10 protein-coding genes and 1 tRNA gene are annotated in these 12138 nt (G+C 68.3%); 9 read left to right on the plus strand and 2 right to left on the minus strand.

Annotation, left to right across the window (positions count from 1 at the left end):
- Window positions 1-66 precede the first annotated feature (66 nt).
- Window positions 67-1566 (plus strand): SDR family oxidoreductase, encoded by a 1500-nt coding sequence (locus P5G52_RS17570; RefSeq protein ID WP_301229913.1) that lies wholly within the window; start codon window positions 67-69, stop codon window positions 1564-1566.
- Window positions 1567-1604: 38 nt separating this feature from the next.
- Here the strand turns inward: P5G52_RS17570 and P5G52_RS17575 are convergent, their stop codons facing one another.
- A complete protein-coding gene (locus P5G52_RS17575; RefSeq protein WP_301229915.1) occupies window positions 1605-2834 on the minus strand; it encodes a multidrug effflux MFS transporter in 1230 nt (409 codons plus the stop codon).
- Window positions 2835-3123: 289 nt separating this feature from the next.
- Between P5G52_RS17575 and P5G52_RS17580 the strand changes: the two genes are divergently transcribed.
- The 7 genes from P5G52_RS17580 to P5G52_RS17610 all read left to right on the plus strand — a co-directional run bounded on the left by P5G52_RS17580 (window position 3124) and on the right by P5G52_RS17610 (window position 10032).
- Window positions 3124-4557: a sugar porter family MFS transporter gene (locus tag P5G52_RS17580; RefSeq protein ID WP_301229917.1), complete on the plus strand. Its 1434-nt coding sequence runs from the start codon at window positions 3124-3126 to the stop codon at window positions 4555-4557.
- 149 nt (window positions 4558-4706) lie between these two features.
- Entirely contained in the window at window positions 4707-5513 is an 807-nt protein-coding gene (locus P5G52_RS17585; protein WP_301229919.1) for a phage holin family protein, read from the plus strand.
- Between the two features lie 101 nt (window positions 5514-5614).
- Entirely contained in the window at window positions 5615-6241 is a 627-nt protein-coding gene (locus tag P5G52_RS17590) for a CDP-alcohol phosphatidyltransferase family protein (RefSeq protein ID WP_301229921.1), read from the plus strand.
- Complete coding sequence (locus P5G52_RS17595; RefSeq protein WP_301229923.1) at window positions 6229-7104, plus strand: DMT family transporter; 876 nt, start codon at window positions 6229-6231, stop codon at window positions 7102-7104. The genes P5G52_RS17590 and P5G52_RS17595 overlap by 13 nt, the downstream gene beginning before the upstream one ends.
- A gap of 49 nt (window positions 7105-7153) precedes the next feature.
- A complete protein-coding gene (locus tag P5G52_RS17600; RefSeq protein WP_301229925.1) occupies window positions 7154-8452 on the plus strand; it encodes a glycosyltransferase in 1299 nt (432 codons plus the stop codon).
- A gap of 63 nt (window positions 8453-8515) precedes the next feature.
- A tRNA-Ile gene (locus P5G52_RS17605) sits at window positions 8516-8589 on the plus strand.
- Window positions 8590-8841: 252 nt separating this feature from the next.
- The gene (locus tag P5G52_RS17610) at window positions 8842-10032 is read left to right on the plus strand and encodes an acyl-CoA dehydrogenase family protein (protein WP_301229927.1); all 1191 of its coding nucleotides are present in this window, start codon (window positions 8842-8844) and stop codon (window positions 10030-10032) included.
- Here the strand turns inward: P5G52_RS17610 and P5G52_RS17615 are convergent.
- Window positions 10029-10718, minus strand: coding sequence for a M23 family metallopeptidase (locus P5G52_RS17615; RefSeq protein ID WP_301229929.1), 690 nt, complete (start codon window positions 10716-10718; stop codon window positions 10029-10031). The two genes, P5G52_RS17610 and P5G52_RS17615, sit on opposite strands and share 4 nt — an antisense overlap.
- A 414-nt stretch (window positions 10719-11132) precedes the next feature.
- Here P5G52_RS17615 and rpsB point away from each other — a divergent pair, with 414 nt between their 5' ends.
- The gene (rpsB, locus tag P5G52_RS17620) at window positions 11133-12053 is read left to right on the plus strand and encodes a 30S ribosomal protein S2 (RefSeq protein ID WP_301229931.1); all 921 of its coding nucleotides are present in this window, start codon (window positions 11133-11135) and stop codon (window positions 12051-12053) included.
- Window positions 12054-12138 lie beyond the last annotated feature (85 nt).

The raw sequence follows: 12138 nt of genomic DNA on the forward strand, positions 1-12138 counted from the left end.
CAGAGACGTCGGGAGGCTCCGCCGCGGACCCGCCGGAGTGTCGGACGGCGGGCGTAGGCTGTGCGCATGGACAACGACGGCGCGCGCGGCAAGCTCATCCTGGTCACCGGAGCCACGGGATACATCGGCGGTCGCCTCGTCACCAAACTGGTCGCGGAGGGGCGCCACGTCCGGGTGGTCGTCCGCTCCCCGCAGAAGCTCAAGGACGTCCCCTGGGCCGACTCCGTCGACATCGTGCAGGGGGACCTGCAGGACGCCGAGACCATGCGCGAGGTCAGCCAGGGCGTCGACACGCTCTACTACCTCGTCCACTCCATGGGGTCCGGCAGGAACTTCGACGAGCGCGAGGCGGACATCGCATCCACCGTGGCGGCGGCGGCCACGGTGGCCGGGGTGCGCCGGATCGTCTACCTCGGGGGCCTCCACCCCGAGGGCGTCGAGCTGTCCACCCACATGCGCTCACGCACCCAGGTGGGCAGGATCCTCCTCGAGTCCGGGACGCCGACCATCGCCTTCCAGGCCGGCGTGGTCATCGGGTCGGGATCCGCGTCCTTCGAGATGATCCGCCACCTGTCCGACGTCCTCCCGGTGATGCCGGCGCCCAAGTGGGTCCTGAACCACATCGAGCCCATCGCCGTCCGTGACGTCATCCACTACCTGGTCGGGGCGCTGGATCTTCCCGCCGGACTGAACAGGACCTTCGACCTGGGATCCCGCGAGGTGCTCACCTACGCCGACATGATGAACCAGTACGCCGCGGCCGCAGGACTCCCTCACCGCCGGATCCTCGCCTTGCCGGTCCTCACGCCGCGCCTCGCCGGGCACTGGGTGAACCTCGTGACGCCCATCCCGCGGGCCATGGCGATGCCGCTCATCGAATCGCTGCAGCACGACGCCGTGACCTCCGAGCACGACATCGACCAGTACGTCCCCGCGCCGACGGGCGGGCTGACCGGCTACCGCCTGGCCGTGGACATGGCACTGGGCAGGATGCGCGCGGGAGAGGTGGAGACGAGCTGGGCCGGGGCGTCACAGATCGACACCGAGGCCGATCCGTTGCCCTCGGACCCCCAGTGGGCCGGCCACACGGTCTTCACCGACGTCCAGACGTACAGCTCGACGGCGTCGACCCAGAGGCTCTGGAGCGTCGTCGAGGGTATCGGCGGCGAGAACGGCTGGTACTCCTGGCCCGTCGGCTGGGCAGCCCGCGGCTGGATGGACAAGCTCGCGGGAGGCGTGGGCCTGCGCCGCGGACGGCGGGACGCGAAGGAGCTCCTCACGGGCGAGGCGCTGGATTTCTGGCGTGTGGAGGAACTGGTCCGGGGGGAGCGCCTGCGGCTCCGTGCCGAGATGAAGGTCCCGGGCAGGGCATGGCTCGAGTTCCGGGTGGAGCCCGACGGCTCCGGGAGCTCCTACTACCAGCGCGCGGTGTTCTTCCCGCAGGGGCTCTCGGGCCGCCTCTACTGGTTCGCGGTGCTGCCGTTCCACGGCTTCATCTTCGCGGCGATGGCACGCAACATCGCCAGGACGGCGGAGGCCCTGCCGGCGGAGCCGACCGCGGCCTGAGCAAGCACCCTGCAGGAACCCGCTACTGCAGGAACGCGCTACTGCAGCGCGGGCACCGTCCGGGGCCGGACGATGGTCCACAGGAACACCACGCCGAGGGCGATGCAGGCCGCCATGACCAGGGCCATCGGCGTGGCCGACTCGATCCCCTCGCCCAGCAGTCCGACGAGGGGCGAGATCACGCCCGCCGTGCCGAAGGTCACCGCGCCGAGCAGCGAAGCGGCCGTCCCGGCCTGCGCGCCGTTGTTGATGAGTGCGAGGACCTGGACGCAGGGGAAGATGAAGCCCGTCGCCATGATGTAGAACCACAACGGAAGGGCGGTGCCCCAGAACCCGAGGCCCAGCTGGTCGAAGGCGATGATGAGCAGCGCCATGATGACCTGCACGACCGTCGCCAGGGCGATGACCCACTGGGGGCCGACGCGCCTCAGCACGCGCGAGCTGACCTGGACGCCGGCGACGATGCCCAGGGAATTGATGGCGAACAGCAGGCCGTACTGCTGCTCGTTCAGGCCGTACGGTCCCTGGAAGAGGAAGGGCGACGCCGACAGGTAGGAGAAGAGCCCCGAGAAGTTCATGCCGCCGACCAGCAGGATACCGACGAAGATGCGGTCGCTCAGGACCGCCCTGTACCGCTGAGCCACGGTGAGGCCGGACTGGCGGCGGTTCTCCCGGGGCAGGGTCTCGATGATGAACAGTGACACGGCCACGATCACCAGCACGCCGTAGCACGCGAGGAACCAGAAGATGCCGGGCCAGGGGAACAGCAGGAGCAGCTGCGACCCGATCACCGGGGCGAAGATGGGCGCCATGCCGTTGACGAGCGCCATGTAGGACAGCATGCGCACCAGCGTGTAGCCGCCGAAGAGATCCCTCACCATGGCCATCGCCACGACGCCGCCGCCCGCCGCACCGATGCCCTGGAGGACCCGGAACAGCATCAGCATGTTGATGTCCTCCGACGACGCCGCCCCGATGGAGGAGCAGACATGCAGGGTGGTCGCCAGGATGAGCGGCAGGCGCCGGCCGATCTTGTCACTGAGCGGGCCCACGAGCAGCTGCCCGCTCGCGAAGCCGATGATCGTCCCGGTGAGGGTCAGCTGGACCGCGGCCTCGGAGACGCCCAGGTCCGACTGCAGGGCGGGGAAGGCCGGCAGGTAGAGGTCGATGGTGAACGGGCCGAGTGCCGTCAGTGTGCCGAGGATGAAGACGTAGATGATCTTCTCGCGACGGGAGAGGGTGTCGCCTGGGTGGGTGATGGTGCTCACGATGCTGCCTAACGAACGGGAGGTGCTGCCGGTGGATACGGAGAGGGGCGGAACGGCATCGATCGCGGCGGCGGCCCGGCGACGACGGCGGAGCGGCTCGCGGCACGCAACCGCTCGTCCGGTACCGGACGATTTGGTTGCTGAGGCGAATCAACGACCCTCCCATCCTACGGCCCGCGTCAACCCTTCCAGCATGGTGGGTGGAGGTGCGAGGCGCCCGGAGCCGCTGCTAAGCACGCTTCGGATTGACGTAGGGTGAGAAACACGGATCGAGCAGGGAGAACCCAACATGAGCGAGCACGACGCCGGATCGGACACGGCGCAGTCACCACAGCACCTCGCGCGGGTGATCGCGATCACGGTCGCAGCCGCCGTCGGAGGGCTCCTGTTCGGTTTCGACACCGCCGTCATCAACGGCGCCGTGGATTCGATCCAGGCCGACTTCCAGTTGAGCCCCACCGTCCTGGGCTTCACCGTCGCTATCACGCTCCTCGGCTGCGCAGCAGGCGCCTGGTTCGCCGGCGGACTGGCCGACCGCTGGGGCCGGAAGAAGGTCATGGTGGCGGCCGCCCTCCTGTTCGCCGTCAACTCCGCCGGGTCTGCCTACGCCGTCTCCGAGTGGGACCTCATGGCCTGGCGCCTCGTCGGCGGTCTCGCCATCGGCATCGCTTCCGTGATCGTCCCCGGATACATCGCCGAGATCGCCCCGTCGAAATGGCGCGGCGGCCTGGCCTCCGTCCAGCAGCTGGCCATCACCGTCGGCATCTTCGCCGCACTGCTCTCGGACGCCTCGCTGGCAGGCGCTGCAGGGGGAGCCGGCAACGAGCTGTGGTGGGGGCTGTCCGCGTGGCGCTGGATGCTCCTGATCGGCGTGATCCCCGCCGTCATCTACGGGGTCCTGGCGCTCATCATCCCCGAATCCCCCCAGTTCCTCATCCGCGCCGGCCGCGACGAGGAAGCGGCCCGCGTCCTGTCCCGTGTCTCCGGCATCGGCGACACCCGGGGCAAGATCAGCCAGATCCGGGAGAGTTTCGAGCGCGAGGACCGGGCGAGCTACCGCGACCTCCGTGGCCCCGCCTTCGGCCTGCAGCCCATCCTGTGGGTCGGCATGGCCATCGCCGCACTGCAGCAGCTGGTGGGCATCAACGCGATCTTCTACTACTCGACCACGCTCTGGAAGTCGGTCGGCTTCAGCGAGAGCGATTCGTTCACGACGTCGGTCATCACCTCGATCATCAACGTCGCCATGACCTTCGTCGCCATCTTCTTCGTCGACCGGGTGGGTCGCCGCAAGCTGCTCCTCGTCGGCTCCATCGGGATGGCCGTCGGCCTCCTGGCTGCGACCCTCGCATTCCTGCAGGCCGAGGGATCGGGCGAGGACATCACCCTGCCCGGGGCATGGGGGCCGGTCGCCCTCGTCGGTGCGAACCTCTTCGTCATCTTCTTCGCCGCCACGTGGGGCCCGGTCATGTGGGTCACCCTCGGCGAGATGTTCCCCAACCGCATCCGCTCCATCGCCCTCGGCGTCGCCACGATGGTCAACTGGGTGTTCAACTTCATCGTGACACTGACCTTCCCCTGGGTCAGCGAGAACCTCGGTCTCTGGATCATGTACGCGGCCTTCACGGTGTTCGCCGTCCTGTCCTTCCTCTTCGTCCGCACGAGGCTTCCCGAGTTCACCGGGAAGGACCTCGAGGACAACAGGGAACTCACGTCCGCCTGACGGTTCCGACGGCGGCGCACTAGCGCACCGAAGGCCCTCCGGTCCCGTACCGGCAGGGGTCGACAGGAGGCGGAACCCGGGTAGGCGGCCGGTGGTAATTTTGGTTCAGCGAATTTCCAGCTAGACACACACGAATGGAGGCAGGGCCTATGAACAGCTCGGCTAGTACGCGCGGCAAGCGGTCCACAGGCTCGCTCTCGCTGTTTGGACTCATCAAACTCCTGGCGCGCCTGACGCCGCGGCAGGTCAGCGACGAGTTCTCGATCGCCGTCGCACAGATGAAGCAGAAGGGCATCAAAGCCGGAATCGCGGCCGCCTTCCTCGTCGTCGCGCTCGTCTTCGTGCTGTTCTTCGCCGTCGCCCTCGTGGTCGCGGCCATCATGGGCCTCGCCGAGATCATGCCGGCCTGGCTGGCCGCCCTGCTGGTGGCACTCCTCTTCCTCGTGATCGGCGGCCTCCTCGCGCTGATCGGCGTCTCGCGGCTGAAGAAGCAGCTCCCGCTGGTACCCCAGGACGCCATCCGCGGCATCCGCTACGACCTGGGCGTGCTGAAGGAAGGCCGCAGCTTCGACCCCGCCACCCTCGACGTGAAGAAGCCGAAGGAGGACAGGGACTCCAGGGACGACGTCCAGGACACCAAGCCCAAGGAACCCACGCCGTCCTACGAGGAACTGCGTGGCCGCACGGGCGAGCGCCGCACCCACATCGCCGACGCCCGGGATTCGCTCGGCACCCGCGCGGACGTCAAGGCGCGGCTGGACAAGGCCCGGCACCGCTCGCCCGAAGGCGGCACGAAGGCCGACGGGGCGAAGGGCAACGGCAGGGTCGCGGCCGTGGCAGTCCGCCGCGAGGTCCCGCACAACACGAGCCTCGCCGACCGGTGGAAGCCCCTGAGCGTCCTCGCTGCCTCCGTGGCCGCGATGCTCGTGATGCTGCGCCGACTCCTCAGCAAGTAGCAGTACGTTCCAGGGCGGCCGCTCGCCCGTGACCAGCACCGCACCGCGGGAGGCCACGGGAGAGCGGCCGTACCACTGCATAATGGGGTGGGGAGGCACACGTGACGAAATCGATCGGGACCGGAGCGCCGTCCGGCAGTGAGGGCACTGAACTCGCGACGGCATGGACCCTGCCGAACCTCATCACCATCGTCCGCTTCCTCGGCGCCCCCCTGTTCGTCTGGTTCATTACCCAGCAGCGGTACGGCGCGGCAGTCCTGACCCTCTGCATCGTCGGGTCCACCGACTGGGTCGACGGCTACATCGCCCGTCGCCTCCACCAGGTGTCCGTCGTCGGGAAGTGGCTGGACCCCTTGGCCGACCGTACCGCCCTGATCGTCGTCGCGGTCACGTTCGTCGTGGACGGCATCGCCCCGGCGTGGCTCGTCTGGGCCATCGTCATCCCGGATGTCCTGCTCATCATCAACGCACTCGTCCTGTTCCGCGGGCCCCTGCATCTCCCCGTCGCCACGATCGGCAAGATCCGGACCGCGCTGCTGCTCGTCGGAGCGCCGCTGCTCCTGCTGCACCGCGTCGAGGGCTTCGGACATGAATGGATCCTGATCGTCGCGCAGGGGCTGCTCGCCGCCGGGTGCGCGCTGCACCTCGCCGCGTTCTACGCCTACTTCACCGCAGCCCACCGCAAGTACCGGCTGGAGCGGGCCGAGCAGCAGTCGTGCCGCTCCTAGCCATAGCGCTCGCGCTGCTGGGCGCGGTCTTCCTCGCGTTCGGAGCGCAGCGGCAGGGCAGTGCCGTGCGGGCGAACACGGGCGGGTTGTCCCTCAGCTCGTCGGGGTTCGCGCGAATGCTCACCAATCCGCGGTGGCTGTTCGGCCTCTTCCTCCTGGGAGCGGGGACGGCCCTCAACGTCGTCGCGCTGAGCCTCGCGAGCCTCACGGTCGTCCAGCCCATCGGCGCGATCGCGCTGGTCATCACCACCGTGGTCAACTCCAGGGACCAGGGCATCCGCATCAACCGCCCCACCGTCGCCGCGATCACGGGGTGCGTGAGCGGCAGCGCCCTCTTCGTGCTGCTCGCCGTGAACGTCACGCGCCAGAACCATTCCGTGGATCCTGCCCAGGAACTGTCCGTCGTGCTCCTGCTCGGTGCCGCCGTCGCGGTCTTCGGTTCCCTGGCGGTGCTCGGCCGGCACCGGCTCAATGCCTTCGCCTACATCCTCGGGGCCGGCGTCCTCTTCGGGTTCGTCGCGGTCCTGACGAAGGTCGTCGCCGGCCACCTGCTCGATCCGAACGGCCGGTTCCTGCTCAATGTCCCGTTCCTGACCCTGGTCGCACTCGCCGGGGCCGCGGCCCTCGGATCCTGGTTCGTGCAGAGCGCCTACGCGACAGGACCCCCCGATCTCGTCATCGCGGGGCTCACCGTCATCGACCCCATCGTGGGCATCGCCGTCGGGATCACCATCCTCGGCGAACTCCAGCCGGATGTGCAGACGGTCACCGCCCTGGGCATGGGTTCGGCCGCCCTCGTTGCTATTGTGGGGGTCGTTGCCCTGTCCCGACATCATCCCGACGTCGTGAAGAGGCAGCGCTGACACGACCTGCACCAGTTCCGTCCAGCACACCGACGTAGGGGATCCACGCGTGAGTTACCCGGTTGATTACAAACCCCTGACCATCCTGATCGCCGCGGACACGTATCCGCCCAACGTGAATGGCGCTGCGCAGTTCGGGTACCGGCTCGCGAAGGGCATGAGCGGGCGCGGGCACACCGTGCACGTCCTCGCGCCCCGGGCGTCCAACGGCAGGAGCTTCACCGAGCCGGGTGGTGACTGGACGGTCCACCGCCTCCGCTCGCACAGTGTGCCGACACACGACTACTGGCGCATCTGCTACCCGTGGGAGATTCGACGGGACATCAGCCTGCTCTTCGACCAGGTGCAGCCCGACGTCGTCCACATCCAGTGCCACTACATGGTGGGGGAGTACACGCTGTACGAGGCGGTGAAGCGGGGCATCCGTGTGGTGGCCACCAACCACTTCATGCCCGAGAACCTCAACCCGTTCCTGCCGTTCCCCGAGTGGCTGAAGCGGATCGTCGCGAAGAACTCGTGGAAGGACATGGGCAAGGTGATGGCCAAGGCTGCCGCCGTGACCACGCCGACCCCCCTCGCCGCGAAAGCCATGCGGGACCACGCCTTCCTCACCGAGGTGCTGCCCGTCTCGAACGGGATCGACTCCGCCGCCTACGAACTGCAGCCCGGTGAGACCGTCGAGCCCCACCAGCACCCCACCGTCCTCTTCGTGGGCCGGCTCGCGGAGGAGAAGCACGTCAATGTGCTGATCGACGCAGTGGCCAAGACCCCCGAGCACCTCCGCGTCCACCTGGAGATCGTCGGCGGCGGCGAGGTGAAGGCCGCCCTGCAGGCGCAGGCCGCCCGCCTCGGCATCGGTGACCGTGTCATCTTCCGGGGTCTGATCGACGACGAGGAACTGCGCAGGAGCTACATCCGCGCCTCGCTGTTCTGCCAGCCCGGGACGGCGGAACTGCAGTCGCTCGTCACGCTGGAGGCGATGTCCGCCTCGACGCCGGTGCTGCTCGCCAATGCCATGGCGCTGCCGCACCTGGTGTCCGACGGCACGAACGGCTTCCTGTTCCCACCCGGGAGCTCCGACGAACTGGCCCGCCGCATCACCGAGATCCTCGAGCTGTCCCCCGAGGACCAGCAGAAGATGGGAGCGGCGAGCCGGGAGATGGTGAACAAGCACGACATCAACACGACGCTCTCGACCTTCGAGGGGCTCTACTACGGGACCCTCTCCACGCACGGGACCCTGAACGGCTCGGCCGACGGTTCGGCGCGTGGCTCGGCCGATGGACCGGCCGACGAATCGGCCGACGAGCCCACCGGCAACGAGGCGGACGCCCTCCGCTTACAATGAAACCTGCGTTCGGTGCCCCGGGGAGCAGTCCGGGACCGATGCATCGGGGGCAGCACGCTCCTGGGGGCTGTAGCTCAGCTGGTTAGAGCAGCGGACTCATAATCCGTTTGTCCTGGGTTCAAGCCCCAGCAGCCCTACCGACAGGGTCGAGCATGACCCTCGCGAATGCGCCATTCACGCCAGTGGGTGGCGCATTCGTGCTTTCCTGACTCGCGGCGGCCGGACCGATGGCGGGCCGGCTTGTGGCAGGCGCCGCCCCCAGCGCTCCGCCGGGGACCACTGGCGCCCTAAGTTACTGGCGAGTAACATTGGGCCATGAGCGCGTCGCGCCCGTCAGGCTGTCCGCCTGGAGTGTGCTGGTCGCCGATGACCAGAGGAAGGGAATTCCGATGAGCAAGACGTCGATCGATGTCAACGACCTCCCGTACCCGGGCGGCGACTTCTATGCATTCGAGGAGCTGCTGTCCGACAAGGAGCGCTCCCGGCTCGAGGAGATCCGGTCCTGGCTCGCCCTCGAAGTCCGGCCGAACGCCGTCGCCTGGTGGAACCAGGGCTCCTTCCCGCAGGAGCTCATCCCGAAGATCGCCGAACTCGATCCGGTGAGCCCCGTGCACCGTCAGGGCTACTCCAGCCTCTTCGCCGGCATCTCCCACGCCGAGTTCACGAGGGCGGACACCTCCTTCGCCACCTTCCTCGGCGTCCATGACGGCCTGTTCACCGGCTCGATCGAATTGCTCGCCTCGAAGGAGCAGCAGGAGGAGTGGCTGCCCGACATCTACGCCCTCCGGAAGATCGGGGCCTTCGGCCTGACGGAACCGCTCGGCGGCTCGGACGTCGCGGGGGGAACCCGGACCACGGCACGCCGGAACGGCGACTCGTGGACCCTGAACGGCGCCAAGCGCTGGATCGGCAACGCCACCTTCTCCGACTGGGTGGTCATCTACGCCAGGGACCTCGAGGACAACCAGGTCAAGGGCTTCCTGGTGGACACGAGGGCACCCGGCTTCACCTCGACGAAGATCGAGAACAAGATCGCCCTCCGCTCCGTCGAGAACGCGGACATCGTCCTGGACAACGTCGTCGTCTCCGATGATTTCCACCTGAAGGGCGCGAACAGCTTCCGGGACACGAACAAGGTCCTGAAGGTGACGAGGCTGGCCGTCGGATGGCAGGCCGTGGGCCAGCAGCTCGCAGCCTTCGACGTGGCACGCCGCTACGCGGTCGAGCGCGAGCAGTTCGGCAGGCCCATCGCCAGCTTCCAGCTCGTCCAGCAGCAACTCGTCCAGATCCTCGGCAACGCCATGAGCTCCATGGGCATGATGGTGCGCCTCTCCCAGCTCGAGGACGCAGGCAAGGCGAAGGACGAGCAGTCGGCCCTCGCGAAGGCCTTCACCACCGCCCGCATGCGCGAGAGCGTCGCCGCCGGACGCAACATCCTGGGCGGCAACGGCATCGTCACCGACTTCGAGATGGCGAAGATCTTCTCCGACGCGGAGGCCGTGTACTCGTACGAGGGCACGCAGGAGATCAACACGCTCGTCGCGGGCAGGTCCATCACGGGCATCGCCGCCTTCGTCTAGGGGGAGGCGCGGCGGGGGAGGGGTCGGACGGGCACCGTCCGGCCCCTCCCTGCTTCCCGGTGCGAGCGTCGGCCACCCAATGGAAGGAGCACCGAGGGGCGCCGGTCCGTCACGAAGGACAGCGGGTCCACGTAGTCGCCGTCCACACGGACGCCCCAATGCAGGCACGGCTGCCCGCAGTGCCCCGGAGGGACGCCGGCCGCCGGCCCGGCGAGCATCGCCACGACGTCACCCCGGCCGACCCGCCGGCCTTTCGCCAGATCCGTGGTGACGGGCTCGAAGCTGCTGATCCGCCCGCCGCCGTGATCGATCGACAGCACCCCGCGGTCCACGACGGTTCCCGCGAAGGAGACGACCCCGTCGGCAGGACTCAGGACGGCGACCGGCCCGCCGGCACCTGCGGACAGGTCCACGCCGCGGTGGCCTCGTTTCCATCGCTGCGGCGGCTTCTCGAAGGGTCGCAGTACCTCCGGAACCGGGGTCAGCGGCCAGGACCATTCGGGGACGACGTCTGCGGCAGCCCCGGCAGGACCTGCGGGGCTGCCGACCACGGTGCCGGCCAGCACCAGGACCACGATCGCGGGGAAAGCCCTACGGACCGCCGCGCGGACCACGATCCCGGGGAAACCCGCGCGAACAGGGCGGACGCGGGTGCGGGCGGGACGGCGTGCCGGGAGACCAGTCATGAGGAAACCCTGCCGGACGCGCACCCCGGCGGGGACGGCGGCCGGAGCCATGTGGACAACTGCGGCCCCCGGAATCGCGACGGCCCGGGAGCAGGGACCGCCGTCGTCGGGCCCGGTCCGGCGCCGGCGCTGTAGTACACTTGGACGAGCAGCCTGCTGCTCCCACCTCCTCGTGCCTACGGCATCGTCGCGGGATGGGATCCTCAGGCTGACTACGCGTGCCTGCGATTCAGTACTCATAAAGGGTGCCGAAGTGCCCGCCCTGCGGTCCGGCAAAGTCCGGAAGGGGAGGGGACGTCTTCGACGACGACCAGGCACCAGGACGTACCAGCCACCCCGGCCAGTACCGAGATAACCGTCAACAAGCTTTCGGCGGCGCATCGCGCCCGAGCCGAAGCTGAAGAAAGGCAGAAAATGCCAGTCGTAACCATGCGCCAGCTGCTCGACAGCGGCGTCCACTTCGGTCACCAGACCCGCCGTTGGAACCCGAAGATGAAGCGATTCATCTTCACCGAGCGCAACGGCATCTACATCATCGATCTTCAGCAGTCGCTGGGCTACATCGACCGCGCGCACGAATTCGTGAAGGCCACCGTCGCCCACGGCGGAACCGTCCTCTTCGTCGGCACGAAGAAGCAGGCCCAGGAAGCGATCGCCGACCAGGCGACCCGCGTCGGCCAGCCCTACGTGAACCAGCGCTGGCTCGGTGGAATGCTCACCAACTTCCAGACGGTCTCCAAGCGTATCCAGCGCATGAAGGAACTCGAAGAGATCGACTTCGACGACGTCGCCGGCTCGGGCCACACCAAGAAGGAGCTCCTGCTCCTCAAGCGTGAGCTCACCAAGCTGCAGAGCAACCTCGGCGGTATCCGCAACCTGACCAAGGCCCCCTCGGTCGTCTGGGTTGTCGACACCAAGAAGGAGCACCTCGCCATCGACGAGGCCAAGAAGCTCAACATCCCCGTCGTCGCGATCCTCGACACCAACTGCGACCCGGACGAGGTCGACTTCCCGATCCCGGGCAACGACGACGCCATCCGCGCCGTCAACCTCCTCACCCGCGTCATCGCGGACGCCGTGGCCGAAGGCCTCATCGCCCGCAACAACCGCGCGAACGGTAACGACGCCGCAGCGGCCGAAGAGCCCATGGCCGAGTGGGAGCGCGAACTGCTCGAGGGCGGCTCCGATGCTCCCGCAGCCGAGGCAGCAGCTCCGGCGACCTCCGAGTCGCCCGCTGCCGACCAGGCTCCCGCCGAAGCCGAGGCGCTCGCCGCCGAGGCCCCCGCAGCTGCAGGCCTGCCTGCCGAGGAAGTCTCCTCCAGCGACACCAAGTAGTCCTCATTGCGTAAGGGGTGTGGGTCAAACCACGCCCCTTACGCATGTTCCGCAGGCGCTCACCGGGTGACGCCTGCGCCGCGGG

The organism is Arthrobacter burdickii (assembly GCF_030433645.1).
In the GTDB taxonomy this organism is placed as follows: domain Bacteria; phylum Actinomycetota; class Actinomycetes; order Actinomycetales; family Micrococcaceae; genus Arthrobacter_D; species Arthrobacter_D burdickii.